This window comes from Pseudomonas sp. 10B238 (assembly GCF_000970615.1).
GTDB lineage: Bacteria > Pseudomonadota > Gammaproteobacteria > Pseudomonadales > Pseudomonadaceae > Stutzerimonas.
The window spans coordinates 123690-150135 of record NZ_KQ033938.1 but is presented as its reverse complement, the minus strand read 5'-3'; the positions used below and the strand labels follow the sequence as shown (position 1 = coordinate 150135).

Here is a 26446-nt window from a genome sequence, read left to right as displayed (position 1 = left end):
CGCCGAGCCGAGCCAGGCTGTGCTAGTCAGTTGGTCTCGTTTGGCGCTCCCGGTCGATCGGGAGAAGCGCTACGGCCGGTTGTCTGATCTGAAGTTCCACCACGCGCTCGATCACTTCGTTTACCGCTTGACGGTCAAGCGGGTTTCCCACCTTGGCATCGGCGTCGTCGCGCAGGGCTCGAATTTCGTCATGAAGCGCTTCCCGCTGCGCGTCGCTTGGGTTGCCATGCAGCGCGTTCCTGAGACACTGCAACAACGTGACCAACACCTGCGGGTCATGGCCACCGTAGATGCGGATCGGCGCGATGATGGTCTGCAGCATGCGGGGCATCTCGAGCTGCGGATAGAAAAGCCGTGGACGACCTCCATCGCAGCAACCGACGTCAAACGGGGGAACGCCGCCAAGCCGTTTTAGCAACACGCCGAGCAGATTGATTGCCCGTATCGCCGTGCCCGGATCGTTGATCGCTGGGCTGATCGCTTTGACCGCTATTTCCGAAATCTGCCGCATGCCGTAAGAGACGTTGGCGCCAGCGAATTCATTGTCGTGAAAGTCGAAGCAGTCGAGCACTTCGTTTGCCTCTGTGTCGCTTAGCCGGGTGCTGAGCTTGATCAGTGGATGCCCTTCGATCAGGAAGAAACCCGGTTCTACCTGAATCATTGCGGTCAGGTTGTGCTTGCGCAACACCTTCCCCAGGCGGCATTCGTTTACCTCGCGCAGGTAACCCGGTCGAGCTGCGGGCAGGCACCACCAGTCGGTGGCGTCGGGAATGTCAGCGACGCCCGCGATGCGGTTTTTGCGCTTCTTTAGATTGGCCGATGCGTCGTTGTAGAGCTGGCTGAGGATCCATTCGACTTGAATTGATTGCGAGACCGAGCGAATGAACACGACGAATAGCGCCATGCAAAACATGCCGAACACCAGTGCCAGCAGTAGCCCGAGTGCAGGCACGCTTGCTGGAGCTTTGCCGTTCAGCGTGCCGATCATCATCAGGCAATAGACGATGCTGCCCAGATAGATGCCCAGTATCACTTGGTTGCGCAGATCGCTAACGAGGCCGGGCAGCACTCGGGGTGACAGGCGCGCCGCGGCACCATTGAGCACGACCATCACCATGGAGAAGCTGAAGACGGTAAGGGAAATGATGCCGGTAATGAGCGTGCTTAGAACCTCCCGGCTGTTGTCTGCATCGACCAAACCGGGTGGCAGCCTGTCGCGAAGGGCGGGAGCAAGGCTGGTCGACTCGAACGCGAGGACCAAGACGGCCAGCACCGCATAAACAGCGGGAATCAGGACCGGGTAAAAGGCGATGCTTTCGGTTACGCGTTTGACCGAACGAAAGAACTTATTAGCTGGCGCAGACATGACTGAGACCTGGCGTGACGGGCGTTTGGCCCTGGCAGGTATATGACCACGGAGCGGGAGGGAGTACGCCTTGGCCGAAGCGTCTATGCTCTATAGCAGCGATGTGTTCCGCGACGGCTTAACGTCTTTGGAACGCTATTTGCCCTGTGTAGCTCGAACGTGAAGTCGCTCAGGCGCTTGGTTTGGTTCGTATGGTTCGCCTGTGAGGCAGGGTTATTCGAGACGATAACAAGACCGACGAATGAGGTGTTCGCCATGAGTGCTGCGTCCCTGTATCCGGTAAGTCCAGAGGTGGCGGCCCAGTCGCTGACCGATGAAGCCACCTACAAAGCCATGTATCAACAGTCGGTGGTCAACCCTGACGGCTTCTGGCGCGAGCAGGCTGAGCGTATCGACTGGATCAAGCCGTTCACCCGCGTCAAACAGACGTCCTTCGATGATCACCATGTCGATATCAAATGGTTCGCCGATGGTACGTTGAACGTCTCGGCCAACTGCCTGGATCGTCATCTCGAAAGCCGGGGCGACGAGATTGCGATCATCTGGGAGGGCGATGATCCGGCAGATCACCGAGAAATCACCTACCGCGAGTTGCACCACGAAGTAAGCAAGTTCGCCAACGCCTTACGCGGACAGGACGTGCATCGGGGCGACGTGGTCACCCTCTACATGCCGATGGTTCCGGAGGTCGCCGTGGCGATGCTGGCTTGCGCGCGCATCGGCGCTATCCACTCCGTGGTCTTTGGTGGTTTCTCGCCGGAAGCCCTAGCCGGAAGGATTATCGACGGCAATTCCAAAGTAGTGATCACGGCCGATGAAGGGCTCCGTGGTGGGAAAAAGGTGCCGCTGAAGGCCAACGTGGATGAGGCGTTGACCAACCCGCAGACGCACTGCGTGCAGAAGATCATTGTGGTGCGGCGCACTGGCGGCGACATCCGCTGGCACCCGCATCGCGACATCTGGTACGAGGACCTGATGCGCGTGGCTGGGGATGTTTGTGCGCCGAAGGAAATGGGCGCGGAAGAACCCCTGTTCATCCTGTACACCTCGGGTTCCACCGGTAAGCCGAAGGGCGTGCTGCATACATCCGGTGGTTATTTGCTCTACGCGGCCCTGACCCACGAGCGGGTATTCGATTACCGCCCTGGTGAGGTCTATTGGTGTACCGCCGACGTCGGTTGGATCACCGGGCACAGCTACATCATCTACGGTCCACTGGCCAACGGTGCCACCACCCTGATCTATGAGGGTGTACCCAACTATCCGGATGTCACGCGAATCGCCAGGATCATCGACAAGCATCAGGTGAATATCCTCTACACCGCGCCGACTGCGATTCGTTCGATGATGGCCGAAGGCCCGGCTGCGATGGAGGGGGCCGACGGGTCGAGTCTGCGCTTGCTCGGTACTGTGGGGGAACCGATCAACCCTGAGGCCTGGCATTGGTATTACGAGACGGTCGGCAAATCGCGTTGCCCGATCGTCGATACCTGGTGGCAAACCGAGACGGGCGGCATTTTGATCAGCCCGCTGCCAGGCGCGACCGCACTGAAGCCAGGCTCCGCAACTCGCCCCTTCTTCGGCGTAGTGCCCGGCCTGGTGGACAATCTCGGCAACCTGCTCGAAGGGGCAACGGAGGGCAATCTGGTCATCCTTGATTCCTGGCCTGGGCAGATGCGCAGCATCTATCGAGACCACGATCGCTTCGTCGATACCTACTTCAAGACCTTTCGCGGCATGTATTTCACTGGCGATGGTGCCCGCCGTGATGAGGACGGCTACTACTGGATCACCGGGCGAGTCGATGATGTGTTGAACGTTTCCGGACATCGCATGGGCACCGCTGAAATCGAAAGTGCGATGGTCGCCCACCGCAAAGTGGCCGAGGCGGCGGTGGTTGGCGTACCGCATCCGCTCAAAGGGCAAGGCATCTATGTGTACGTGACGCTGGTGGCGGGAGAGGAGGCTTCGGATCAGTTGCGCCAGGAATTACAACAGTGGGTCCGTAAGGAAATCGGGCCGATTGCGGTGCCCGATGTCATCCAGTGGGCGCCGGGCTTACCCAAGACGCGTTCAGGCAAGATCATGCGCCGCATCCTGCGCAAGATCGCCACAGACGAACACGACGCATTGGGGGATATTTCGACCTTGGCTGATCCCGGCGTAGTGCCGCAGCTGATCGAAACCCACAAGCAAATGCGTCCGATGAATTGAACGGTCGGCGGCGATCGGCTCTCGGCCGGTCGCCGCCACCGACTGTCAGCCGTTTGTCAGCGAGCGTTGCGACTCCTCGTTGGCGGCCGGTTTTTCCTTCGGGACACCGGCAACCTTCACCTCGGGAAAGCTGCCACCGATGAACTCGACACTGCGGGTCGGGAAGGCAAATTGCAGGCCCATCTCACGGATGCCGTCGAGTAACTGCAGGTTGATCTCTTGCTGGGCGTCCATGTAGGCGTTGTAGTCCGAGACCTGCATGATGTACACGACTTCGAACGTCAGCTGGCTGTCATCGAAGGCAAGGAAATGCGCCCGGTCAAAGTTTGCGTTCTCCACCCCCTCAACGATCCGCCTCACCAGCGCTGAGACTTCGCGCACCTTGTCCGACGGCGTGTTGTAGGTAATGCCAAACTTGAACACGATACGGCGCGTGTTCATGCGCTTGTAGTTGTGCAGGGTCTGCTTGAGCAGATCGGCATTGGAACAGACGATCTGTTCGCCGCTGAGGGCGCGAATTCGTGTCGTCTTCAGCCCGATGTGCTCGATATTCCCCGCGACTGCACCAAAGACGACGAAGTCGCCGATCTCGAAGGGCTTGTCGACGCCGATCGACAGCGAAGCGAAGATATCGCTGAGCAGCGTCTGTACCGCAAGGGCAATGGCAATACCGCCTACGCCAAGACTGGCGACCATCGCCGTGATGTCGACGCCCAGGTTCGCCAAGATCGAGAGCAGCATCATCGTCCAGATCACGATCCGGATCATGATCCCGATGATCGTCGTAGTGACTGGGTTTCGAGCTTTGCCGTCGTGAGTCAGGCTTTCCATCCACAGGCGAACGGCCGTATCCATCCACAGTGCAAGCTGGAACGCGAGCGCGATGAACCAGCCGTGGGACATCGCCGTTTCCCACCGCTCTGGCAGCTCAACGACCTTGAGGGCGATCAGCAGCGATAGGGCAATCAGTAGTATGTGGCTGGTGCGGCTGAGCATCTCCGCGGCAAGGCCAACGAAACCGCTTCTGGAGCCTTTTGCCATCTTGCGAAGGCGGTTGGTTATGATCCGCAGGATGGTCTGCAGGATGAGATAGCTGGCAATCGTGATGCCAGCAATTATGGCGATGTTGATCCAAAGGCCTTCGTTCAACACCACATCCCAATTGATCAAGTGGTTTCCTCCCGGTATGCGCGACCAAGCGCTTAAGCAGTGGCTCCTTTTTCAGTAGCCACTGCGGCGCATTAGTTCCCACGATAAGGGTAGGCCAAACGAGGATGGGGCGCGGTGAGGGCGCGTGCTCTCAGCGAAGCGGCACGAGCCCGTTCAGATCCTGATAACCGCCAGCGTTGATCACTTGGCTATAGCCCAGTTCCTGAAGCAGATCCTGCGCGGCTTCCGCTCGGCGGCCGCTACGGCAGTAGAGGACTACGGGAGCATCTTTGTCCGGAGCAATCGCGGCAATGCGCTCAGCAAGATTCTCTGTCTCGATACGTGTTGCACCGGGTAGGGCACCTTCGGCGAACTCCTGTTCGGTGCGCACGTCGATCAAGACGGTGTTCGCGTGCTGCAAGGCTTTCAACGCGGCAGACTGATCGACCTGGGCAGCAATGGCTGCAGTGGTCGTTACCGTTGCCATCAATGCAATCAACAGTCGGTACAGGTTTTTCATTGGTTCCCTCATTCTTGCAGTCTTAGCTGATCAGTCGAGTGAGGTTCGGCAGGATCAGAATCACCGCGGTGGCGAACAGGATCATCGTAGCCTGCCTGACCTTTTTGTGTTTAAACATGATGGCGGCCTTTTGATTTTTCTGATTGTTCTGGCGGAGCAACTTAGCTGTTACAGAGCGGGCGCTAGCTTGGCGAGTTCTGGTCTAAGCTTCAGCTTAAACAAAGCAATATGCGGGCCATGAAAAAATGATGAGGATGTACCGAACGTTGTCGTTCGGGCGACGGTTCGCGGGCGAGCGGGCAGGTGGCCTGGTTTCGCCGCGGGGCACTCTGCCTGTCAGGGCGGTTCGGTTTAGAGCGCTGGTGCACCTGGTCTGCCGCTGACGCTGGTTTTATTCGGGGGCGTCGTCGGGACGAGGCTTTTGCTCCATGGCCTGGCAGAAGCCACTCGGGATGTTCGCTTGCCGCATCGCCAACTCAAATGGCTACTGACTCGATTGGAAACGTCTATTTTTTTGCAGCTTCAAATACGGGTGGAATCGAAACACTAAGGTAGCGGTGGGGCCGTTCAGCGCTGCGCTCATCCTGGTGAAGGACGTGGCCTATGACCGGCAGCTGAGCGCGATTCTGGACGGATTCTTTGCGGCAGAAACGACAAAGCCCCGACAGGCGGGGCTTTGTGTTTGATCTGGCGGTGAGGGTGGGATTCGAACCCACGATACGATTTCTCGTATACACACTTTCCAGGCGTGCTCCTTCAACCGCTCGGACACCTCACCGGGTCTCGAAAGACGCGATGTCCTTCGAGGCGCGCTAATGTAGCGGAAGAGCATGCGGATGGCAAAAACTTTTTTAGTTTTTTCATGCGCTTAAGGGCTTGTTGGAAATCCCGACAGGCGCGCGTGGCAATGAACCTATCGTTGCTCTAGGGTTCGAACTACAAAGAAATGCTGTGCCTGTGCGCAATCATGCGTGGTGAATATTGAGAGCCAGGAAAGGCTTTGATGAAGTTATTCAAAACAAAGCGTAAACGGCCGGAGGTGGTAGAGATCGCCACCAAGCGTCGTCTGCACGTCAGCCACTTAGAGCTCGGGATGTATATCTGCGAGCTGGATCGCCCGTGGCGGCAGACAGACTTTCTCTTTCAAGGCTTCCCCCTGCTTAAGCTGGAGCATATCCACGCGGTGCGCGAACGCTGTGATTACGTGTTCGTTGACGACACACGGCGCGTGCTGATCGATCAGGGCCAAATGATTGTGCCAACGGCGACTCCGCTGCGCGTGACGCGCAAGATGGCCCGCATTCCGCTCTCGCTTGAGGTGCAGGAAGCACGAGAGGCCTATCTCAGCAGCAGCTTGGTTCTGGACCAGGTGCTACTGGACGTCCAGCAAGGGCGGGCGATCGATACTAAGGCCTGTCAGGCACTGGTTAAGCGAAACCTCGAAAGCATGCTTCGTAACGAAAGCGCCATGCTCTGGCTGACGCGCCTGAAGTCACAAGATCTCTATACAAGTCTGCATTGCCTTTCTGTATCCATTCTTGCCATGGGATTTGGCACGCACCTTGGATTGGCCGACGATAAGATTGAGCTATTGGGCATCGCTGGGCTGCTGCACGACGTGGGCAAGATGAAAATCGACCCGACGATCCTGAACAAGCCAGGCAAGCTGACCGAGGAAGAATTTCAGCACATCAAGCTGCACCCGACGTTTGGTTATCAGGCCTTGTGCAGCCAGGAAGACATTCCTGCCGCTGCGATTCAGGCGGCGCACGGCCATCACGAACGGTTGGATGGAAAGGGTTATCCGCAAGGGCTCGCGCATTACCAGATCCCGTTCACGACCCGGGTGATCACCATTGTTGACGCCTTCGATGCGATTACCAGTCATCGAGCTTATGACGACGCACGCCCGATCCAGACGGCGTATGACGTGTTGCGCAGCAGTGCCGGGCAGCAGTTCGACGAAGCATTGGTGCATGAGTTCATCCGCTGGCTCGGCGTGTTTCCGGTCGGAACTTTGGTGGAACTGCACACGGGTGAGGTTGGGTTGGTGCTTGAGAAACACCCACATTTGCACCTCAGGCCGAAGGTGGTCGTATTACGGAGCTCGAACAAGACGCCTTGCGAGCCTCGATATCTGGATCTGTCCCAGTTGACTGTCGATGCCGATGGGACGCCATATCGGATCAGTAGCGGGATCCCGGATGGGTCCTATGGACTGTTTATTGCTGATCCGCAATTGCAGCGGATCCTGCATCCCGAGCTGCTTGCCGTCCTTGAGCTCGAGCCGGAGTCGGTCGACGACTAACCGTGCTCGCTTTTCCCGCTGACGCCCGTCCAGCGAAGGTTGCGAACCATGACTTGTCGGTCAGTCACGATGCTTTACCTCTTGAGTTCTGCTGGGTAACGTCTGCGAACTTTTAACAAGGAATATTCATCATGAGTGATCTGGTTTCCTACGAACTCGAAGACGGTATCGCTACGCTGACGCTGAATAACGGCAAGGTCAACGCGCTGTCTCCGGCCATGTTCGACGCGCTCAATGCGGCTTTCGACCGTGCCGAGCAGGACCGCGCCGTGGTGATCCTCACTGGCCAGCCGGGCATCCTGTCCGGTGGCTATGATCTCAAGGTCATGACCTCAGGGCCAGAGAACGCCATTGCGCTGGTGACCACGGGCTCGAAGTTCACGCTGCGAATGCTGGCTCATCCTTTCCCGATCGTCGCGGCCTGTCCGGGGCACGCGATTGCCAAAGGCGCCTTCCTGCTGCTCTCGTCGGATTACCGCATTGGTGTCGAAGGCGCGTTCAATATCGGCCTCAATGAAGTACAGATCGGTATGACCATGCACCATTCGGGTATCGAACTGGCTCGAGACCGTTTAACCAAGCCTGCCTTTCAGCGATCGGTGATCAACGGTGAGATCTTTAATCCGCAAGCTGCAGTCGAGGCGGGTTTCCTCGACAAGATAGTCCCAGCCAGTGAGCTGATGGATGCCGCCAAAGCGGCGGCGGCCCAGTTGAAGAAGATCAACATGACCGCGCACAAGAACACCAAGCTCAAGGCACGCAAGGCCTTGCTCGAAACCTTGGAACGGGCCATTGAGCTCGACCAGCAGCATTCAGTCGTGTCCTGAAGAGAATTTTCGCCGGGCCGCCCATTGCTGGCGGGCCTGCGTTTAAACTGCGCATGCAACGCCCCGCTATGGCGGGGCGTTTTATTTCCTATTCGTGTCGCCTCCCAGGAGAGTCCTGATGTCCGCCCCGCACACCCCGGTAGAACGCGCTGATTTCGACCAGGTCATTGTTCCCACTTTCGCACCCGCCGCTTTCATTCCCGTGCGTGGCCAGGGTTCACGAGTGTGGGATCAGAGCGGGCGAGAGCTGATCGACTTTACCGGTGGCATTGCCGTCAATGTGCTCGGACATGCCCATCCGGCGCTGGTAGCAGCGCTGACCGAACAGGCTGGCAAGCTCTGGCATATCTCCAACATCTTCACCAATGAGCCGGCGTTGCGTCTGGCCAAAAAGCTCACTGCAGCGACCTTTGCCGACCGGGCGTTCTTCGCCAACTCCGGCGCCGAGGCCAACGAGGCGGCCTTCAAGCTGGCGCGCCGCTTCGCGCATGACAACCACGGGCCGGAGAAATGCGAGATCATCTCCGCAATCAATAGCTTCCACGGCCGGACGTTGTTTACCGTGACGGTGGGCGGCCAGCCGAAATATTCCGATGGGTTCGGGCCCAAGATTCAGGGGATCAGCCACGTCCCCTATAACGATCTTGATGCGCTCGCCGCGATGATTTCGGACAAGACCTGCGCCGTGGTGCTGGAACCGATTCAGGGCGAAAGTGGTGTTGTGCCCGCTGATCAGGCTTATTTGGAAGGTGCTCGCAAACTGTGTGACCAGCACAACGCGTTGTTGATCTTCGATGAAGTCCAGACCGGTATGGGCCGTACCGGCGAGTTGTACGCCTACATGAACTATGGCGTCACGCCGGACATCCTGACCAATGCCAAGAGCCTTGGCGGCGGCTTTCCGATTGGCTTGATGCTGACCACCGATGAGATCGCTGCGCATTTCAGCGTGGGTACTCATGGCACCACCTATGGCGGCAACCCGCTGGCGTGCGCCGTGGCCGAGGCGGTTGTCGATATTGTCAACACGCCGGAGGTGCTGAATGGCGTGAAGGAACGGCACGAGCGCTTCAAGCGTGGTCTGCTGGAGATCGGCCAGCGGCATGGCCTGTTCAGCCAGGTCCGCGGCATGGGCATGCTGATCGGCTGTGTACTTGATGACGCTTGGAAAGGTCGCGCGCGCGAGATCTTCGATGCGGCTGAGCGCGAAGCGCTGATGATCCTGCAGGCCGGACCCGATGTGATCCGCCTGGCCCCGAGCTTGATCATCGAAGAGGCCGATATCGCTGAGGGGCTGGCCCGTTTTGAGCGTGCTGCGGCAAAACTGAGCCAGGCCTGAGGCATAGACTTTGAAACCGGCAGGGCAGTGATTTGTCTTGCTTTTTTTTCCTTATCGAGAGTGTTGAGTATGAGCGACAGCCTGCAATTGATCCTTGAAGACGTAGACGGCACCCAGCTTGAGACGTCGTGCACCCGTTTTGCCGTGATGTGGCAGGGTCGGGAGGTCTGGATTCAGCAAGTCGGCAACAACCAGCTGATGATCGGTGTTGACGTGGAGGACGGCGACACTGAGTACGCCAATCTGCTGCTGCGTCCGCTGGCGACCAACTTGGTCAGCCTTGAGCTTGAGATGGAGCCGGTTGAGTCCGGCGAGGATGAGCACGTTCATGGTCCAGACTGTAACCACGACCACTGACGGCTCCGAAATGCCGACGCTGGGTCGGCTATTGGCGCTGACGGTTTCGGGTGAGGTGCCGGCGGAGAGCGTCCAGTTCACTGATGGCGGGGCCCGGCTGCAATGGCTGGGAGAGGGTGCCTTAGAGGTCACTCCGGCGCGCGGTCAGGATGTGGGACTTGATCTGGTGCTATCGGCGGGCGTGCATGGCTGTGAAGTCATTCCGATTGAGCTACTGGATCGCTTGATACGGGCGATCGCGCGCAACGAGATTCGCCCCCGCGCGCGGCTGTTGTTGCTGTTCTGCAACCCGCCCGCCATGCGGCAGGGCGTGCGTCGTTTAGGTCAGGATCTGAATCGGCTTTTTTGTGGCAAGCACGCGGCGAGCGAACCTGGCGACGAGACGCGCCGCGCGGCGCAGCTGGAGGAGTGGGTTGCAGCGTTTTTCCAAGAGCCTGGCCGTCGGCGCTGGCATTACGACCTGCACTCGGCCATGCGTGCATCGGTGCTGCCGCAGTTCGCCGTCTGCCCTTGGGTAGACGGTCGCGAAGTCGCCCCGCAAAGCCTGACACGTCTTCAGCACGCTGCGGTCGATGCAGTGCTATTTCAGGAAAAGCCTTCCGGTACCTTCAGTGCTCACACGGCGACGCGACATGGAGCTGAGGCTTTTACGTTGGAAATGGCCGAAGCCCCAGAGGGCGTATGGCCTCAGTGTCTAGACGAATTCCTGCAGACCGCTCGGGGCTGGATCGAAGCGGTTGAACCGGTACGGGACGAGTCGCACCATCGGCCCTTGCTGAAGTTTCGGCTGGCGCGTGAAATCATCAAGCAGAGTGACCAGTTCGTTCTGCGGCTCCCTGCTGATATCCAGAACTTTGCCCCGCTGTCGCCCGGCACTCTGCTGGCGGAGGACGAGCAAGGCGTGCGCTGGATGGCGGACGAGCAGGATGCGCGGATCCTGTTTCCGTTATCGGATGTTGCGATCGGCGAACGTGCCGGGCTGATCGTCGTTCCACGTGACTGAGCTGCGATCTATTTGATCTCTTTACGGCGTAACTGTCTCAACGCGAAGCTTTGGCTTTCGCTTCGAATTGGCGGTAGCCGCTTTGAAAAACCTACCGCCCCAGGGCGCGCCTTTTACACCGGGCTCTGGAGCGGTTCTGCTTTTTGATTAGTGTGGGGGGATGCTGGCTCGGGGCGCCGCTTTCGTTTTTGGCCAGCAAGACGGCCCGCTTTCGCTAGCGGGGCGGGCTTCCCGTGCGAGCGGGTTTGGAGCAATTACCGCTCGCGTAGCAGAAGCCCGATCAGACGCCCGCTCGCGGATTGTCGAGCGAGTCGTTGCCGGTCACTGTCGCAGTGCCGGTGGCCGCCTGGGCATTGGTTTTCAGGCGCACGTCATCTGCCTCACTGCGCTCGAGCGGCATGCTTCGTGAATTGCCCTCGGCCATTCTGGCTTGTTCGTTCACCTCACTGAGTATGCGCTTGGCTTCGCACTGGCCGGAAACGCCTCTCGCCAATGCCATCCCGCCTACCGCCAGCTGCAGGACGCCACCCAAGCCGCCGCGCCCAAGGCCTTTACCAAGGAAGTACAGGCCGCCGATAATCGATGCTGCGCGCTCCCAGCCGTGCACGTTGTGTGAAGCTTGGTCAGATGTCCTGCTCATGGGTAATCACTCCGAAACGATGGTGTGATAGATGACCCCTGCGCGCGGGTCTCGTTCCGACCGCAAGTCGGCAAGGCCGCGCCGCCAGCAAGGAGCGGGCGGCAGCCGTGCAGCACCGCTGCTAGCGGGTTGTCATGTCGAAGACCTTGAGCACAAAGGCATATTCCAGCGCCACGTCCTTCAACGCCTGATAACGACCGCTCATGCCGCCGTGTCCGGCACCGAACTCGGTTTTCAGTAGCAGTAGGTTGTCGTCTGTCTTTTGGGCGCGCAGCTTGGCGACCCATTTGGCAGCTTCCCAGTACTGCACGCGGCTGTCGTTGTAGCCAGCGACCGCAAGGATTGCCGGGTAAGGCTGGCTGCCTACGTTCTCATAGGGCGCATAGGCCTTGATGCGCGCATGCACCTCGGGCTGATTCGGGTCGCCCCACTCGTCGTACTCGGTCACTGTCAAAGGCAAGTCGGCGTTGAGCATGGTGTTCAGGACGTCGACGAATGGCACTTCGGCGATCGCCGCACCGAAGAGGTCCGGCCTCAGATTGAGCACGGCGCCGATTAGCAGACCGCCGGCGCTCCCGCCGCTGACGGCGAGTCGAGCCGGTTCGGTGTAGCCGTCGGTTATCAGTTTCTCGGCGCAGGCAATGAAATCGCTGAAGGTGTTCGGCTTGTGCTCCAGCTTGCCAGCCCGGTACCAGGCCTCGCCAAGGTCACCACCACCTCGGACATGGGCAATGGCGAAGATAAAGCCGCGATCTAGCAGTGACAGTCGGGCGTGGGAAAACCAGGGGTCCAGGCTGTGGCCGTAGGCGCCGTAGCCATAAAGATACAGGGGCGCGGGTTTGCCAAATTGCTCTCTACGACCGACCAGGCTGATCGGCACCTGAGTGCCATCGTCGGCTGTTGCCCAGATACGTCGGCTCTCATAGGCATCGGCATCGAAGGGGCCTTCGACCGGAGTCTCCTTGAGTACCTCCTGCTTACCGTCGGAGAGGTTCAGCTGGCGAATCTGAGCCGGGCGGTTCAGTGCTTCGTAGCGCAGCCGGATAACCGGGCTATCGAATTCAAGCGTGTTGTGTACATGGAGGCTGTAGGCTGCATCCGGCAGTTGCAGCCGGTAGGGCGCGCCGGTTGATGGGCGAACCTCGATGATAGGAAGCCCGGCCTCGCGCAGGCTCAGCGTGACCGCGTCGGCGTTCAGGCTGACGTCTTCCAGCATCACCGAGTCGCTGTGGCCGATCAGCTCTTGCCAGTGCTCGCGTTGCGGGGTGCGCTCCGGTGCCTGATGCAGGGCAAAATTAATACCGGCCTGGTTGCTGCGGATCAGCCAGCTCCATTCGTCATCGAGAAGGCCATGGTCGGGGTAGTACTCGTGGTCGTCTTGGCGGGGAGCAAGACAAATCCAGTTTCCGTCGGGCTCATCCGCTGACAGCACCCAGGCTTCGCTGGTTGTCTTGCTGTTCGAAAGGATCACCAGTTGGCGTTCGGAGCTGGTCCGGTAGCAGTGCACGAAATAGCGCCCGTCCGGATCGTGGTAGACCTCCGTGCGCTCCTTGTCGCCCAGCCGGTGGCGGTAGATCTTGTGGGGTCGATGGGTGTCGTCCAGCTCGCCGAAGAACAGAGTGCTGCTATCGTTAGCCCAGGTCATGCTGCCGTCGCAGTCATCAAAGGGCAGGGCGGTCACTTCGCCTGTGCTCAGATCCTTGACGAACAGTTGATAGATCTCGTCGCCCTGAGTATCGAGGCTGTAGGCCAGTTTGCAGTGATCTTGGCTGACACTGAACGCACCTAGCGAGAGGAAGCCACCTGCCGCCAATTCGTTGGGATCAAGCAGCAATTGCTCCTGATTTTCATCGACGTTGAATGAGCCATCTGCCGGCCGTGGGCATCGGTAATGACGCGGATACTCATCACCCGCCGTGGTGCGCTGGTAATACAGCCAAGGGCCCCAGGGCGACGGCAGCGAAAGGTCGGTCTCACGGATACGGCCTTTAATCTCTTGAAACAGCGATTCACGCAGTTGAGCTTGGTCAGCCAGCTGTTCTTCCAGATAGGCGTTCTCTGCCCTCAGGTATTCCAGCACCTCGGGTGCGTCGCGGTTTTCCAGCCATTTGTACGGGTCCGGGCCTGTATCGACGCGGGCAATGGGGGCGGACATGCATAACTCCTGAAGCGCGGCTGCGAACTTGCGCAGCTGTACGAAATTTGGATAACAGCGCCGAGTGTACAAGGTGCCCAGACAGTTGTGACGGTGCGTGAAGGCGGTGGTCTATCAACGATGTGGCTGGCGATCAGCTGCATGAATGACCGTCCATGCAATAAAAGCTGGGCCTGCTGGCCGCGCGCGAGCCTGGTCTTAGCTAGGCTTATTGGTCTCGTTCGGGGTGAAGCGTCTTTGCAGCTTGGCCTGTCGATTGACATTCCGGTGCTTTTCAAAGAAGGTGTGCTCACCCAAATCAAACGGGCGTATGAATCGAGCGTTTGCCACGCAAATGCCGTCAGCCCGGTTTATCGTGTCGGTGGGTGTCGTTTCACCGGTAACGGTGACGGTCTTCGGACCGATGACGTGCGACACGTAACGTTCAGCTTCCATACCGTGGAGATCAGTTGATGATTTACGAAGGTAAAGCCATCACGGTTAAGGCTCTTGAGAGCGGCATCGTCGAATTGAATTTCGACCTCAAGGGTGAGTCCGTCAACAAGTTCAATCGCCTCACCCTCAACGACCTTCGCCAGGCAGTCGACGCCATCAAGGCCGACGCTTCGGTCAAGGGCGTCATCGTCACCAGCGGCAAGGATGTATTCATTGTCGGTGCGGACATCACCGAATTCGTCGATAACTTCAAGATGTCCGATGAGGAGCTGGTCGCCGGTAACCTCGAAGCGAACAAGATCTTCAGCGATTTCGAAGACCTCGGTGTCCCGACCGTCGCGGCCATCAACGGCATCGCGTTGGGTGGTGGTTTCGAGATGTGCATGGCCGCTGATTACCGCGTCATGTCCACCGTCGCCAAGGTCGGTCTGCCGGAAGTGAAGCTGGGCATCTACCCGGGCTTCGGCGGTACCGTTCGACTGCCGCGTCTGATTGGCGTGGACAACGCTGTCGAGTGGATTGCGTCCGGTAAGGAAAACCGTGCCGAAGATGCGCTCAAGGTTCGCGCCGTAGATGCCGTGGTTGCCCCCGAGCAGCTGCAAGCCGCCGCGTTGGATCTGGTCAAGCGCGCCATTTCTGGTGAGCTGGACTACAAGGCCAAGCGCCAACCAAAGCTGGACAAGCTCAAGCTCAACGCTATCGAGCAGATGATGGCTTTCGAAACCTCCAAGGGTTTTGTGGCTGGTCAGGCGGGCCCGAACTATCCGGCGCCGGTCGAAGCGATCAAGACCATTCAGAAAGCCGCCAATTTCGGCCGCGACAAGGCGATCGAAGTTGAGGCCGCTGGCTTCGTCAAACTGGCCAAGACCTCTGTTGCGCAGAGCCTGGTTGGTCTGTTCCTGAGCGATCAGGAGCTGAAGAAGAAGGCCAAGGCGTATGACAAGCAGGCCCGTGACGTGAAACTGGCTGCCGTGCTCGGCGCCGGCATCATGGGTGGCGGTATCGCCTATCAGTCGGCTGTCAAAGGCACGCCGATCCTGATGAAGGATATCCGCGAAGAAGGCATCCAGATGGGGCTGAACGAGGCCTCCAAGCTGCTCGGCAAGCGCGTCGAAAAAGGTCGCCTGACTCCGGCGAAGATGGCCGAAGCCCTCAATGCCATTCGTCCCACCATGTCCTACGGCGACTTCGGTCACGTCGACATCGTCGTCGAAGCCGTTGTCGAAAATCCGAAGATCAAGCAGTCCGTGCTGGCTGAAGTCGAAGGCCTGGTGCGTGATGATGCGATCATCGCCTCTAACACCTCGACCATCTCCATCAGCCTGCTGGCCCAGGCGCTCAAGCGTCCGGAAAACTTCTGCGGCATGCACTTCTTCAACCCGGTGCACATGATGCCGCTGGTGGAAGTGATTCGTGGCGAGAAGACCAGCGAAACCGCGATCGCCACCACCGTTGCCTACGCCAAGAAAATGGGCAAGAGCCCGGTCGTGGTCAACGATTGCCCGGGCTTCCTGGTCAACCGCGTGCTGTTCCCGTACTTCGGCGGCTTCGCCCGTGCCATTGCTCACGGTGTGGACTTCGTCCGTGCTGACAAGGTGATGGAAAAGTTCGGCTGGCCCATGGGCCCGGCGTATCTGATGGACGTCGTCGGCATGGACACTGGCCACCACGGCCGTGACGTGATGGCTGAAGGCTTCCCGGATCGTATGAAGGACGACACTCGCACGGCTGTCGACGTCATGTATGACGCCAACCGCCTCGGCCAGAAGAACGGCAAAGGCTTCTACGTCTACGAGATGGACAAGAAGGGCAAGCCGAAGAAGGTGGTCGATCCGCAGTCCTACGAGCTGCTCAAGCCGGTGGTCAGCGAGACTCGCGAGCTATCCGACGAGGACATCATCAACTACATGATGATCCCGCTGTGCCTGGAAACGGTCCGCTGCCTGGAAGACAACATCGTCGAAACCGCTGCCGAAGCTGATATGGGCTTGATCTATGGCATTGGTTTCCCTCCCTTCCGTGGTGGTGCACTGCGCTACATCGATTCGATCGGTGTCGCCGAGTTCGTGGCCTTGGCCGACAAGTACGCCGACCTGGGCCCGCTGTACCAGCCGACTGCGAAGCTGCGTGAAATGGCTGCCAACGGCCAGAGCTTCTACGGTTAATTGAGGAATAAAGAGATATGAGCCTTAATCCGAGAGACGTCGTCATTGTCGACTTCGGCCGTACCCCGATGGGTCGTTCCAAGGGCGGCATGCACCGCAATACCCGCGCCGAGACCATGTCCGCGCACCTGATCGATGGCTTGCTGGCACGCAACTCCAAGGTCGACCCGGCCGAAGTGGAAGATGTGATCTGGGGCTGCGTCAACCAGACCCTAGAGCAGGGTTGGAACGTGGCCCGCATGGCCTCGCTGCTGACCCGCATCCCGCACACCAGTGCCGCGCAAACCGTCAGCCGCCTGTGCGGCTCCTCCATGAGCGCATTGCACACCGCCGCTCAGGCGATCATGACCGGTAACGGTGATGTCTTCGTCGTTGGCGGTGTCGAGCACATGGGCCACGTCGGCATGATGCATGGTGTCGATCCGAACCCGCAGCTGTCGCTGTATGCCGCGAAGGCGTCCGGTATGATGGGCCTGACTGCAGAAATGCTGGGCAAGATGCATGGCATCACCCGCGAGCAGCAGGATGCCTTCGGCGAGCGCTCGCATCGTCTGGCGCACAAGGCCACCGTCGACGGCATGTTCAAGGATGAAATCATCCCGATGGAAGGCTACGACGAAAACGGTTTCCTCAAGGTCTTCGACTACGATGAAACCATTCGTCCCGAGACCACCCTCGAAAGCCTGGCGGCACTGAAGCCGGCGTTCAATCCGAAGGGCGGTACTGTGACTGCGGGCACGTCTTCGCAGATCACTGACGGTGCGTCCTGCATGATCGTCATGTCCGCTCAGCGCGCACAGGATCTGGGCATTCAGCCGATGGCGGTGATTCGCTCCATGGCCCTGGCAGGCGTGGACCCGGCGATCATGGGTTACGGCCCGGTACCGGCGACTCAGAAGGCGCTCAAGCGTGCTGGTCTGACCATGGACGACATTGATTTCGTCGAGCTCAACGAAGCCTTCGCCGCTCAGGCGTTGCCTGTGCTGAAGAATCTCAAGCTGCTCGACAAGATGGAGCAGAAGGTCAACCTGCATGGCGGCGCCATCGCGCTGGGTCACCCGTTCGGTTGCTCGGGCGCTCGTATTTCGGGCACCCTGTTGAACGTGATGAAGCAGAACGGCGGTACGCTGGGCGTTTCCACAATGTGTATCGGCCTTGGCCAAGGCATCACCACTGTGTTCGAACGCGTCTAAGCTAGTTGGCGACACGAAAACCGGGGCCTCGTGCCCCGGTTTTCATTTTGATGAGCGACTTTTTTTCAGAGGCAGCCGAGATGCACGTCACGCCAGGCCGTTACCGCCATTACAAAGGCCCCGAGTACCGCGTATATGCAGTGGCTCGGCACTCCGAAACGGAAGAGTCGCTAGTCTTCTACCAGGCGCTATACGGGGATTACGGCTTATGGGTGCGTCCGCTTTCGATGTTCACCGAAACGGTTGAGGTCGACGGTGAAACGCTTCCCCGTTTCGCCCTGATCGAAGCCGAGCCCAGCCGTTTTTAGGCGTCGCCCGGACGAGCTGGCTTAAGCCCTGCGCTTGACCTCGGCTATATCGCCACTATATATAGCGGTGCTTTCGAACCGAGTGAAGACGACTCCCCTCGGTTTCGGACGATAAAACCCCTGCCAGGCAGTTAGGCTGCCAATGGATTTGGGTACGGATGATTTCTGGAGCAATTGATTGCTCTTCGCAGGCTGGCTAGGCTGCTTCGCTTCTTAACCGGCAGGCCGGGTGGCGTTTCGACGTCGGGCTGCGGCCGGTTCAACACTCTCAGTTCACCTCTCGATTCAGGAACTCTCCTCTCCATGGGTAAATCGCTGGTCATCGTGGAATCACCGGCCAAGGCCAAGACAATCAACAAGTATTTGGGCAACCAATACGTGGTGAAGTCGAGTATCGGCCACATCCGCGACCTTCCCACCAGCGGCTCTGCCAACAAGGAGCCGGTCAAGCGCGGCAAGGCCGCAGCGGCCGAAGCCCCGGCGCTTTCGCCGAAGGAGAAAGCCAAGCGTCAACTCTTCACCCGCATGGGCATCGATCCCGAGCACGGCTGGAAGGCGAAGTACGAAATCCTGCCCGGCAAAGAAAAGGTCATCGACGAGCTTCGTCGCCTGGCCAAGGAAGCCGACACTATCTATCTCGCGACCGACTTGGATAGAGAAGGGGAGGCCATCGCTTGGCGCCTGCGCGAATCCATTGGCGGCGACGACAGCCGTTACAAGCGCGTGGTATTCAACGAGATCACCAAAAAGGCGATCCAGGAGGCCTTCTCCAAGCCGGGCGATCTGGACATCAACAGGGTCAATGCGCAACAGGCGCGGCGCTTTCTCGACCGGGTGGTGGGCTACATGGTTTCCCCGCTGCTCTGGGCAAAGATCGCTCGCGGACTCTCTGCAGGACGCGTGCAGTCGGTTGCGGTGAAGCTGGTAGTCGAGCGGGAGCGCGAGATCCGTGCGTTCGTGCCTGAAGAATATTGGGAAGTACACGCCGACCTCAACACGAGCGGCAATGCCAAGGTCCGCTTCGAGGTTGCTCGCGAAAATGGCGAAGCCTTCAAGCCGCTCAACGAAGCGCATGCAATGGCGGCGCTCGAGCAGCTCAAGGATTCCACTTACAGTGTCACCAAGCGTGAAGACAAGCCGACCAGCAGCAAGCCGTCCGCGCCGTTTATCACATCGACCCTGCAGCAGGCCGCAAGTAACCGCCTAGGCTTCGGCGTGAAGAAAACCATGATGATGGCGCAGCGGCTCTACGAAGCCGGCTACATCACTTACATGCGTACCGACTCGACCAACCTGTCGGCTGATGCCCTGAGCATGGTTCGTGGCTTTATTGAAGACGAATTTGGCGACAAGTATCTCCCTGAGAAACCGAACTTCTATTCCAGCAAGGAAGGCGCTCAGGAAGCGCACGAGGCGATTCGTCCTTCGGACGTCAATTTGCGCCCGGCACAGCTGACCAGCATGGAACGGGACGCCGAGCGCCTCTATGACCTGATCTGGCGCCAGTTTGTCGCCTGCCAAATGCCGCCGGCTCAGTATCTTTCAACCAGCGTCACAGTGACCGCCGGAAATTACGAGTTGCGCGCGAAGGGTCGGATCCTGAAGTTCGACGGTTACACCAAGGTCATGCCGCAGCAGAGCAAGAGCGGTGAAGACGACGTCCTGCCGGACATGAATAAGGGCGACGGGATGAAGCTGATCAAGCTCGACCCGAGCCAGCACTTCACCAAGCCACCTGCGCGCTTCTCCGAAGCGAGCCTGGTCAAGGAGATGGAAAAGCGCGGAATTGGTCGGCCGTCGACCTATGCGGCGATCATCTCGACGATCCAGGATCGCGGCTATGTCTCTTTGCATAACCGCCGTTTCTATTCCGAGAAGATGGGCGACATCGTTACCGAGCGCCTCTCTGAAAGCTTCAACAACCTGATGGACTATGGTTTCACTGCCGGCATGGAAGAGAACCTCGACGATGTCGCACAGGGTGAGCGCGAGTGGAAACATGTACTCGACGAGTTCTACGGCGACTTCAAGAAGAAGCTGGAGGTCGCTGAGGCGAGCGAGAACGGGATGCGTGCCAACCAGCCCACGCTGACCGACATTCCGTGCAAGGTCTGCGGGCGTCCGATGATGATTCGCACAGCCTCCACTGGGGTCTTTCTCGGTTGCTCCGGCTACAGCCTGCCGCCTAAAGAACGTTGCAAGTCCACAGTCAACCTCATCCCGGGCGATGAGATTGCCGCTGATGACGAAGGGGAGTCCGAATCTCGCGTGCTGTTGGGCAAACATCGTTGCCCGATCTGCAGCACGGCGATGGATGCTTACCTGCTCGACGAAACCCATAAGCTGCATATCTGTGGCAACAACCCCGATTGCACGGGTTACGAGATCGAAGAGGGCCAGTACCGCATCAAGGGCTACGAGGGGCCGAGTCTGGAGTGTGACAAGTGCGGCAGTGAAATGCAGCTCAAGACGGGCCGCTTCGGCAAGTTCTTCGGTTGCACCAACGCAGAATGCAAGAACACGCGTAAGTTGCTCAGAAGCGGAGAGGCGGCTCCGCCGAAGATGGATGCGGTGAAGATGCCTGAGCTTAAGTGTGAAAAGGTCGACGACACCTATGTACTGCGCGATGGCGCTTCCGGTTTGTTCCTGGCTGCCAGCCAGTTCCCTAAGAATCGCGAGACCCGGGCACCGTTAGTGCTGGAGCTGATTCCTCACAAGGACGAGATCGACCCGAAGTATCACTTTTTACTGAGTGCGCCTCAGAAGGATCCGGAAGGCCGCCCGGCTGTGATCCGCTTCAGCCGCAAGACCAAGGAGCAGTATGTGCAAACTGAGGTCAACGGCAAGCCGACTGGCTGGAAGGCGTTCTTCGATGGCAGCAAGTGGAAGGTAGAAGACAAGAGCACCGGTAAGTAACTGGCAGCCACGGGTCGGAGCCAGGTTTTTCGCGAGCTTCGACCTGTAGCGTTTCAAGTCTTGGGAGACCGTCGCCATGGCTCATGAGCTGTACACCCGTACCAACCAGAAAATTTATTTCGCCGGACTCGCACTTGAGAACTGGCGGCGGGCCGAGGAGAAAGGCGCTCTGAATGCGCCAGGCCTGATCCAGGCCGAGCGCGAGGCTAGTCTTTTTCATCTGTATGGCGCGCTGCTGGGGCTATGTCACGAGATTGCTGGCTACTACCGCCTGCCTGGTGCTAGCGCACCGCGTCCAGAGCTATTGCTGGTGCCATCAGCGCAGGGCTCGTCATCGAGCCCGGAGCTCGCCGAGCTGATTGAGTTGGCCGAGCAGCCTGAAACCTGGCTGGCACGACTGCTGAAAGCGTACTCAGCGCTCTTCGAGCCGCCTCGTGCTCCCGCCAAGGCCAAGACTGATCCAACCATGCCGTTGATCGAGGCGGTCAGTGTGGATGCGCAAGTGCCGGCGCTGGCGCGTGAGGAGCTGGAGGTTTGGCGGCGCAGCCTGAAAGAGCTGGCCTTACGCTTTCGCGAGTCGCTTACCGAGTGGTAAGCGAATAGACGTGCGACGTTGCTGTGTCTGGTAGTGGATCAAGTACTTGGTTTAAGGCGCATGACCAGCGCAATGCCTCCAAGAATCGCAAGGCCGGCGGCCAGCAACTTCCCGGTCAAGGGTTCCCCTAGCAGCAGGCTCCCCGCCAAGGCGGTAAGAAGTGGCACGCTCAGTTGCACGCTGGCCGCCTGGATGGCCCCCAGGCCGGGGAGCGCTGCGTACCAGATGGCGTAACCGATGCCAGAGGCCAAACCGCCAGACAGCAGGGCATAGCTCAACCCGGCGCTGTCCCACTCCAGCGTGTTCAACGTAAGCAGGCATAACAGGACGGCGATTGGCAGGGTGCGAATGAAATTGCCCGCAGTAGCGGCAAGTGAGTCCGGCGTCCCTTTACCCAGTAGCGAATAGGCCCCCCACGCCGCTCCTGCCAGCACCATCAGAAGTGATGCCGATAGCGGCGGTGTGTTTGTTCCTGGCAGCAGAAGCACAAGCAGCCCTGCTCCTGCCAGGAGCATCCCGGCTGTCTGCACCCGATGCAAGCGTTCACCGTGCAGCATCCCCCAGGTGATCATGCTTAGCTGCACGGCCCCGAACAGCAGCAGCGCGCCGGCGCCAGCGTCAAGCTTGAGGTAGGCATAAGAGAACGAAGTCGCATAGGCGAAGAGTGCGAGAGCGCCCCGCCAGCTGCCTGAGTTAGAAGAAGACTTCCCACGCAGGCACAACAAAAGCCACAACACCAGTGCACCGGCAAATAGGCGCAGCGCAGTGAAGCTGGCCGGATCGATCTGGCTGTCCCGCAGAGCTGCGCGACAAAGCAGCGAATTGCCGGCGAAGGCGAGCATGGCCAGCGCGGTCAGTAGCAAGGTTCTTATGGTCATCCTGCGGTCCGGTCTCAATAGGCAGCCATCCTACTGTGCCGTCGCGTTAACGCGCATCTGCTTCCTGCCTGCGCGAGACTACGTAGCAGTTCAGCATCGTGTTTTGGCAGCTAAACCCAAAGGCTGCCGCCTGGGCGGTCGGCTGTTACAATGCCCGGTTTCAAGGGGAGCATGCCAATGCCAACGTCTTTTCTGGAAATCGTCGAGCTACCCGACGGCAGCATTGTGCTGCGTCGTGCCGAGGACGAAGGCGTGTTGGTCACGCTGGATTTTTCTGATGATGCCAAGGCGTTCCTGCAAGGTCAGCATGTTGAGGTCGCTAAGGCCATGTTCAACATTGGCGTGCAGATGGCGGGGCGCGTATCGGAGGGTGATTTCGAGCGGGAGGAAGAAGGGCCGCGCGTGTTGCATTGAGGGGTAAAGACGCCTGGTCGCCTTTGCGGCTCCTGGCGGGTTTCGGCACATCCTTATGCCAACCGGTTGGGGCGTATTAGCTACCCAGACGTATGTTCAAGCTCTGTGCATTGCCCTGGGCTGCCGCCACGCGCAGCTTCAGGCGGCCCGCCTTGTCGATGCGTGGGAACCAGGTAATGACCGTGTGGCTGCAGCCTGATACCAACGCCTTGCATGCCAGCTCAAGCGCAGTCTGGCTATCGCGGGCCTGGAGCAACAGAATGCGGTCACGATTCAGTCCGGTTTCTCGCAGCCAACTCTGTGAAAGCGATACAGGCGGTGCGATCAACGTGAGCCAGCGAGTATCCGCTGCCTCACTGAGCTCGCGCAGCATGGGAGCCAGCAACTGGCGGCAGTGATCCCCGCTACCGGTCAGGGTCATTTCACTCAGGCAGTCGTCGGCGGGCTGTGGGGCGTGCGTTATCTCTGCGAAGGGTGTCAGGCGATGCGCGATCAGCCCTTCGAACAAGGAAAGCTGCGGTGGTTTGCCTGCGGTGGGTTGGGGATGGTACTGCATGAACCTCTCCTTAGCGGCGAATTACGCCGACGCTCAAACCTTCGATAACCAACTCTTGCTGTTCAAGATCAACTTCAATAGGCGCAAACTCAGCGTTTTCGGCAAGCAGCCAGACCTTGCTGCCTTCACGTTTAAAACGTTTAACAGTTACTTCGTCATCGATTCGGGCCACGACTATCTGTCCATTCCGTGCTTCACGCGTGGTATGGACCGCTAGCAGATCCCCATCAAATATGCCGATATCCTTCATGCTCATACCGTGGACGCGCAGTAGGTAATCAGCCTTCGGCTGGAAAAATGAAGGATTGATCTGGCAAGATTCTTCGACATGTTGCTGCGCCAGAATTGGCGCACCGGCAGCAACCCGGCCGATTACCGGAAGGCCGTTGTCCTCGGTAGCCGGTTCGAAGCCTGGAATACGTATCCCGCGAGAGGCGCCGGGCGTCATTTCGATGGCGCCTTTGCGAGCCAAAGCTTTGAGGTGCTCCTCTGCGGCGTTGGGAGATTTGAAACCCAGCTCCTGAGCGATCTCTGCACGTGTCGGCGGGTAGCCGTTGTCTTCAAGGCAGCGCTTGATGAAGGCGAGGATTTCCGACTGGCGAGGGGTCAGCTTGATCATCAAAAGGGTCTCTGTTCTTTTATACAGTGACTGGGATTATATACAGTACCGAATGCTTGGCAATCGTTGTTTGATTGGGCGACAGGTAGGCTGTGCGCGCGCAGTAAAGGGGCGCCGAAGCATTTCGGCGCTATGTCGGTTGACTTGGTGTAGGTTGAAACGTAAGTTTCAAACAGATGTTTGTCGGGGGAGAGGGCATGGCGCAGTCCGAAACAGTCGAGCGTATCCTGGATGCGGCGGAGCAGCTATTCGCTGAGAAGGGGTTCGCCGAGACGTCGCTGCGTCTGATCACCAGCAAAGCCGGCGTCAACCTGGCCGCAGTGAACTATCACTTCGGTTCGAAAAAGGCACTTATTCAGGCAGTTTTCTCGCGTTTTCTAGGGCCGTTCTGCATAAGCCTTGAGCGGGAGCTGGATAGGCGCGAAGCGCAGTCTGACCGGAAGGAAAGCCTTGAAGAGTTGCTGGAGATCCTGGTCGAGCAAGCGCTGGCAGTGACGCCGCGCAGCGGTGATGACCTGTCCATCTTCATGCGTCTGCTGGGGCTTTCCTTCAGTCAGAGCCAGGGGCATCTACGTCGCTATCTCGAAGACATGTATGGCAAGGTGTTCCGCCGTTACATGCATCGAGTACACGAGGCCGCGCCGTCGATCCCGCCGATCGAATTGTTCTGGCGTGTGCATTTCATGCTGGGCGCTGCGGCTTTCAGCATGTCGGGTATCAAAGCGCTAAGGGCTATCGCCGAGAACGATTTCGGCGCAAGAACCTCGATTGAGCAGGTCATGCGCATGATGGTCCCGTTTCTTGCGGCGGGTATGCGGGCCGACTCGGGTGTCGCAGATCCAGGCCTGGCGCAGGCCCATCCAATTGCCCGACGCAACGCCTTGGCAATGCCAGCCAAGGGCTAGGGTGCATCCTCACGGGGCGATCGGCTAAGCTAGCCGCCCATGAATGACCTCGATTTCCTCCATATCTCGATCGCTGACCAGACGCTCTACGGGTTTGCCAACTCCTGCCTGCGCCTCCGTTTCCCAGTTTCTACCGCGCTTAATGGTGCTGGTGAACGCAATGGCTCCGGTTGTACGCCGCGAGGCCTCCATCAGGTGCGCGTGCGCATTGGTGAGGGCTTGCCTCCGGGAGCCGTTTTGCGCGGACGGCGTTGGACCGGGGAGGTATGGGATGCCGATCTGCATGAACGGTTTCCTGGCCGTGACTGGATCCTGACCCGGATCCTCTGGCTCAGCGGTTGCGAGCCGGGGTACAACCGGATGGGTCCAGTCGATACTTTTCGCCGCTACATCTATCTGCATGGCACGCCGGATTCGGAGCCTATGGGAATACCGCTCTCCCACGGCTGCATCAGGTTACGCAATGCCGACCTGCTCGAACTTTTTCCCCGTGTGCCCGCTGGCTGTGCCGTGTATATCGGCGAAGCTGCATGCCCGGATTGGTCAAGCGCAACGCTGATATAAGGATTCGCTCACTAACATGCATGGCTCTTTGATGTTGGATATTGCCGGTACTTGGCTGACCGCCGAGGACCGACAATTGCTACGCCAACCGGAAGTAGGCGGGCTTATTTTATTTGCCCGGAATATCGAAAACCTGCTTCAGGTCCAGGAGCTTTGCCGAGCGATTCGAGCGGTGCGGCCTGATCTGCTGCTGGCGGTCGACCAGGAAGGGGGGCGCGTCCAGCGGCTGAGGCGTGACTTCGTCCGGTTACCGGCGATGCGCGAATTCGCCTCCCGTCCCAATGCGCAGGAGCTGGCAGAAATTTGCGGGTGGGTGATGGCGACTGAAGTGCTCGCAGTCGGTCTCGATTTCAGTTTCGCGCCAGTGCTGGATCTCGATTACCAGCGCAGCGCTGTGGTTGGTTCGCGTGCATTCGAGGGTGACCCACAACGCGCCAGTGAGCTGGCCGGCGCTTTCATCAGGGGCATGCACAGCGCCGGAATGGCGGCCACAGGCAAACACTTTCCCGGTCATGGTTGGGCCGAAGCGGATTCTCATGTCGCAATACCGGTCGATGAGCGCGGGCTGGATGAACTGCGCGGCCAGGATCTCGTTCCTTTCCGCAAGCTGGCCACCGAGCTTGATGCCGTGATGCCCGCCCATGTTATCTACCCGCAAATAGATGACAGGCCCGCTGGTTTTTCTCGGCGTTGGTTGCAGGATGTTCTTCGCGATGAGTTGGGATTCCGCGGCTTGATTTTCAGTGACGACCTATCGATGGCTGGTGCGCATGTCGTCGGTGATGCGGCGAGCCGCATCGAGGCGGCGCTGATGGCGGGTTGCGATATGGGGCTGGTGTGTAACGATCGCGGCGCTGCTGAGCTTGCATTGTCGGCGTTGCAGCGGCTCGGGGCGCAGCCATCACCGGCTTTGGGCAGGATGCGCAACCGGGCTTGCGGCTCCCTGGAATACAAACAGGATCCACGCTGGCGCGCATCCGTCGCTGCACTCAAAGCGGCCGAACTGACCGCTTGACCAAG

The 26446-nt window shown here is 59.1% G+C and carries 24 protein-coding genes and 1 tRNA gene; 15 read left to right on the top strand and 10 right to left on the bottom strand.

The window, feature by feature from the left end:
- Nucleotides 1-22: 22 nt before the first annotated feature.
- The gene (locus RT21_RS18070) at nucleotides 23-1366 is read right to left on the bottom strand and encodes a DUF2254 domain-containing protein (protein ID WP_046163819.1); all 1344 of its coding nucleotides are present in this window, start codon (nucleotides 1364-1366) and stop codon (nucleotides 23-25) included.
- A gap of 255 nt (nucleotides 1367-1621) precedes the next feature.
- On the opposite strand from RT21_RS18070, the gene acs reads away from it, so the two are divergent.
- Entirely contained in the window at nucleotides 1622-3580 is a 1959-nt protein-coding gene (gene acs / locus RT21_RS18065) for an acetate--CoA ligase (RefSeq protein ID WP_045428450.1), read from the top strand.
- 45 nt (nucleotides 3581-3625) lie between these two features.
- Here the strand turns inward: acs and RT21_RS18060 are convergent, their stop codons facing one another.
- From RT21_RS18060 to RT21_RS18050, 3 genes are all read right to left on the bottom strand, one after another.
- Complete coding sequence (locus RT21_RS18060; protein ID WP_045431955.1) at nucleotides 3626-4747, bottom strand: mechanosensitive ion channel family protein; 1122 nt, start codon at nucleotides 4745-4747, stop codon at nucleotides 3626-3628.
- A 133-nt stretch (nucleotides 4748-4880) separates the two neighbouring features.
- Nucleotides 4881-5249: a rhodanese-like domain-containing protein gene (locus RT21_RS18055; RefSeq protein WP_045428448.1), complete on the bottom strand. Its 369-nt coding sequence runs from the start codon at nucleotides 5247-5249 to the stop codon at nucleotides 4881-4883.
- Nucleotides 5250-5937: 688 nt separating this feature from the next.
- Nucleotides 5938-6027: transfer RNA gene (locus RT21_RS18050), tRNA-Ser, on the bottom strand.
- 225 nt (nucleotides 6028-6252) lie between these two features.
- Here RT21_RS18050 and RT21_RS18045 point away from each other — a divergent pair.
- From RT21_RS18045 to RT21_RS18025, 5 genes are all read left to right on the top strand, one after another.
- Complete coding sequence (locus tag RT21_RS18045; protein ID WP_045428446.1) at nucleotides 6253-7557, top strand: HD-GYP domain-containing protein; 1305 nt, start codon at nucleotides 6253-6255, stop codon at nucleotides 7555-7557.
- A gap of 131 nt (nucleotides 7558-7688) precedes the next feature.
- Nucleotides 7689-8384 carry a crotonase/enoyl-CoA hydratase family protein gene (locus RT21_RS18040; RefSeq protein WP_045428444.1) on the top strand — a complete coding sequence of 232 codons (696 nt, stop codon included), beginning with the start codon at nucleotides 7689-7691 and terminating at the stop codon, nucleotides 8382-8384.
- Nucleotides 8385-8502: 118 nt separating this feature from the next.
- Entirely contained in the window at nucleotides 8503-9723 is a 1221-nt protein-coding gene (locus tag RT21_RS18035; protein WP_045428442.1) for an aspartate aminotransferase family protein, read from the top strand.
- Nucleotides 9724-9792: 69 nt separating this feature from the next.
- Nucleotides 9793-10080 (top strand): hypothetical protein, encoded by a 288-nt coding sequence (locus RT21_RS18030; protein WP_045428440.1) that lies wholly within the window; start codon nucleotides 9793-9795, stop codon nucleotides 10078-10080.
- Nucleotides 10081-10090: 10 nt separating this feature from the next.
- The gene (locus RT21_RS18025; RefSeq protein WP_045431951.1) at nucleotides 10091-11083 is read left to right on the top strand and encodes a succinylglutamate desuccinylase; all 993 of its coding nucleotides are present in this window, start codon (nucleotides 10091-10093) and stop codon (nucleotides 11081-11083) included.
- Nucleotides 11084-11363: 280 nt separating this feature from the next.
- On the opposite strand, the gene RT21_RS18020 is transcribed toward RT21_RS18025, so the two are convergent.
- The 3 genes from RT21_RS18020 to RT21_RS23650 all read right to left on the bottom strand — a co-directional run bounded on the left by RT21_RS18020 (nucleotide 11364) and on the right by RT21_RS23650 (nucleotide 14313).
- On the bottom strand, nucleotides 11364-11723 hold the full coding sequence (locus tag RT21_RS18020) for a YgaP-like transmembrane domain (protein WP_045428438.1): 360 nt from the start codon (nucleotides 11721-11723) through the stop codon (nucleotides 11364-11366).
- Nucleotides 11724-11844: 121 nt separating this feature from the next.
- Nucleotides 11845-13878, bottom strand: coding sequence for a S9 family peptidase (locus RT21_RS18015; RefSeq protein WP_045428436.1), 2034 nt, complete (start codon nucleotides 13876-13878; stop codon nucleotides 11845-11847).
- 198 nt (nucleotides 13879-14076) lie between these two features.
- Nucleotides 14077-14313 carry a hypothetical protein gene (locus RT21_RS23650; RefSeq protein WP_156155729.1) on the bottom strand — a complete coding sequence of 79 codons (237 nt, stop codon included), beginning with the start codon at nucleotides 14311-14313 and terminating at the stop codon, nucleotides 14077-14079.
- Nucleotides 14314-14330: 17 nt separating this feature from the next.
- Here RT21_RS23650 and fadB point away from each other — a divergent pair, with 17 nt between their 5' ends.
- The 5 genes from fadB to RT21_RS17985 all read left to right on the top strand — a co-directional run bounded on the left by fadB (nucleotide 14331) and on the right by RT21_RS17985 (nucleotide 21490).
- Nucleotides 14331-16478, top strand: a complete 2148-nt coding sequence (gene fadB, locus RT21_RS18005; RefSeq protein ID WP_045428432.1) for a fatty acid oxidation complex subunit alpha FadB — start codon at nucleotides 14331-14333, stop codon at nucleotides 16476-16478.
- A 17-nt stretch (nucleotides 16479-16495) separates the two neighbouring features.
- Nucleotides 16496-17671 carry an acetyl-CoA C-acyltransferase FadA gene (fadA, locus tag RT21_RS18000; protein ID WP_046163818.1) on the top strand — a complete coding sequence of 392 codons (1176 nt, stop codon included), beginning with the start codon at nucleotides 16496-16498 and terminating at the stop codon, nucleotides 17669-17671.
- An 80-nt stretch (nucleotides 17672-17751) separates the two neighbouring features.
- A complete protein-coding gene (locus RT21_RS17995) occupies nucleotides 17752-17979 on the top strand; it encodes a DUF1653 domain-containing protein (RefSeq protein WP_046163842.1) in 228 nt (75 codons plus the stop codon).
- 303 nt (nucleotides 17980-18282) lie between these two features.
- The gene (gene topA, locus RT21_RS17990; protein WP_046163817.1) at nucleotides 18283-20895 is read left to right on the top strand and encodes a type I DNA topoisomerase; all 2613 of its coding nucleotides are present in this window, start codon (nucleotides 18283-18285) and stop codon (nucleotides 20893-20895) included.
- A 76-nt stretch (nucleotides 20896-20971) separates the two neighbouring features.
- The gene (locus RT21_RS17985; protein ID WP_046163816.1) at nucleotides 20972-21490 is read left to right on the top strand and encodes a DUF6586 family protein; all 519 of its coding nucleotides are present in this window, start codon (nucleotides 20972-20974) and stop codon (nucleotides 21488-21490) included.
- A gap of 38 nt (nucleotides 21491-21528) precedes the next feature.
- On the opposite strand, the gene RT21_RS17980 is transcribed toward RT21_RS17985, so the two are convergent.
- The gene (locus tag RT21_RS17980; protein ID WP_046163815.1) at nucleotides 21529-22368 is read right to left on the bottom strand and encodes a DMT family transporter; all 840 of its coding nucleotides are present in this window, start codon (nucleotides 22366-22368) and stop codon (nucleotides 21529-21531) included.
- 177 nt (nucleotides 22369-22545) lie between these two features.
- Between RT21_RS17980 and RT21_RS17975 the strand changes: the two genes are divergently transcribed.
- A complete protein-coding gene (locus tag RT21_RS17975) occupies nucleotides 22546-22782 on the top strand; it encodes a hypothetical protein (RefSeq protein ID WP_045428419.1) in 237 nt (78 codons plus the stop codon).
- A gap of 76 nt (nucleotides 22783-22858) precedes the next feature.
- Here the strand turns inward: RT21_RS17975 and sulA are convergent, their stop codons facing one another.
- A complete protein-coding gene (gene sulA / locus RT21_RS17970; protein WP_046163814.1) occupies nucleotides 22859-23338 on the bottom strand; it encodes an SOS-induced cell division inhibitor SulA in 480 nt (159 codons plus the stop codon).
- Between the two features lie 10 nt (nucleotides 23339-23348).
- Entirely contained in the window at nucleotides 23349-23957 is a 609-nt protein-coding gene (gene lexA / locus RT21_RS17965) for a transcriptional repressor LexA (RefSeq protein WP_045428414.1), read from the bottom strand.
- 197 nt (nucleotides 23958-24154) lie between these two features.
- Between lexA and RT21_RS17960 the strand changes: the two genes are divergently transcribed.
- From RT21_RS17960 to nagZ, 3 genes are read left to right on the top strand one after another with little or no spacing between them, the layout of a single operon-like run.
- A complete protein-coding gene (locus tag RT21_RS17960; RefSeq protein WP_045428412.1) occupies nucleotides 24155-24862 on the top strand; it encodes a TetR/AcrR family transcriptional regulator in 708 nt (235 codons plus the stop codon).
- Between the two features lie 39 nt (nucleotides 24863-24901).
- Complete coding sequence (locus tag RT21_RS23320) at nucleotides 24902-25426, top strand: L,D-transpeptidase (protein ID WP_082082177.1); 525 nt, start codon at nucleotides 24902-24904, stop codon at nucleotides 25424-25426.
- Nucleotides 25427-25442: 16 nt separating this feature from the next.
- Nucleotides 25443-26441, top strand: coding sequence for a beta-N-acetylhexosaminidase (nagZ, locus tag RT21_RS17950; RefSeq protein ID WP_046163812.1), 999 nt, complete (start codon nucleotides 25443-25445; stop codon nucleotides 26439-26441).
- Nucleotides 26442-26446: the final 5 nt, after the last annotated feature.

Bases quoted from the DNA above. Each gene is read 5' to 3' on its own strand.
- RT21_RS18070 (WP_046163819.1), bottom strand. From the start codon at position 1,366: ATGTCTGCGCCAGCTAATAAGTTCTTTCGTTCGGTCAAACGCGTAACC.
- acs (WP_045428450.1), top strand. From the start codon at position 1,622: ATGAGTGCTGCGTCCCTGTATCCGGTAAGTCCAGAGGTGGCGGCCCAG.
- RT21_RS18055 (WP_045428448.1), bottom strand. From the start codon at position 5,249: ATGAAAAACCTGTACCGACTGTTGATTGCATTGATGGCAACGGTAACG.
- RT21_RS18045 (WP_045428446.1), top strand. From the start codon at position 6,253: ATGAAGTTATTCAAAACAAAGCGTAAACGGCCGGAGGTGGTAGAGATC.
- RT21_RS18040 (WP_045428444.1), top strand. From the start codon at position 7,689: ATGAGTGATCTGGTTTCCTACGAACTCGAAGACGGTATCGCTACGCTG.
- RT21_RS18035 (WP_045428442.1), top strand. From the start codon at position 8,503: ATGTCCGCCCCGCACACCCCGGTAGAACGCGCTGATTTCGACCAGGTC.
- RT21_RS18030 (WP_045428440.1), top strand. From the start codon at position 9,793: ATGAGCGACAGCCTGCAATTGATCCTTGAAGACGTAGACGGCACCCAG.
- RT21_RS18025 (WP_045431951.1), top strand. From the start codon at position 10,091: ATGCCGACGCTGGGTCGGCTATTGGCGCTGACGGTTTCGGGTGAGGTG.
- RT21_RS18020 (WP_045428438.1), bottom strand. From the start codon at position 11,723: ATGAGCAGGACATCTGACCAAGCTTCACACAACGTGCACGGCTGGGAG.
- RT21_RS18015 (WP_045428436.1), bottom strand. From the start codon at position 13,878: ATGTCCGCCCCCATTGCCCGCGTCGATACAGGCCCGGACCCGTACAAA.
- RT21_RS23650 (WP_156155729.1), bottom strand. From the start codon at position 14,313: ATGGAAGCTGAACGTTACGTGTCGCACGTCATCGGTCCGAAGACCGTC.
- fadB (WP_045428432.1), top strand. From the start codon at position 14,331: ATGATTTACGAAGGTAAAGCCATCACGGTTAAGGCTCTTGAGAGCGGC.
- fadA (WP_046163818.1), top strand. From the start codon at position 16,496: ATGAGCCTTAATCCGAGAGACGTCGTCATTGTCGACTTCGGCCGTACC.
- RT21_RS17995 (WP_046163842.1), top strand. From the start codon at position 17,752: ATGCACGTCACGCCAGGCCGTTACCGCCATTACAAAGGCCCCGAGTAC.
- topA (WP_046163817.1), top strand. From the start codon at position 18,283: ATGGGTAAATCGCTGGTCATCGTGGAATCACCGGCCAAGGCCAAGACA.
- RT21_RS17985 (WP_046163816.1), top strand. From the start codon at position 20,972: ATGGCTCATGAGCTGTACACCCGTACCAACCAGAAAATTTATTTCGCC.
- RT21_RS17980 (WP_046163815.1), bottom strand. From the start codon at position 22,368: ATGACCATAAGAACCTTGCTACTGACCGCGCTGGCCATGCTCGCCTTC.
- RT21_RS17975 (WP_045428419.1), top strand. From the start codon at position 22,546: ATGCCAACGTCTTTTCTGGAAATCGTCGAGCTACCCGACGGCAGCATT.
- sulA (WP_046163814.1), bottom strand. From the start codon at position 23,338: ATGCAGTACCATCCCCAACCCACCGCAGGCAAACCACCGCAGCTTTCC.
- lexA (WP_045428414.1), bottom strand. From the start codon at position 23,957: ATGATCAAGCTGACCCCTCGCCAGTCGGAAATCCTCGCCTTCATCAAG.
- RT21_RS17960 (WP_045428412.1), top strand. From the start codon at position 24,155: ATGGCGCAGTCCGAAACAGTCGAGCGTATCCTGGATGCGGCGGAGCAG.
- RT21_RS23320 (WP_082082177.1), top strand. From the start codon at position 24,902: ATGAATGACCTCGATTTCCTCCATATCTCGATCGCTGACCAGACGCTC.
- nagZ (WP_046163812.1), top strand. From the start codon at position 25,443: ATGCATGGCTCTTTGATGTTGGATATTGCCGGTACTTGGCTGACCGCC.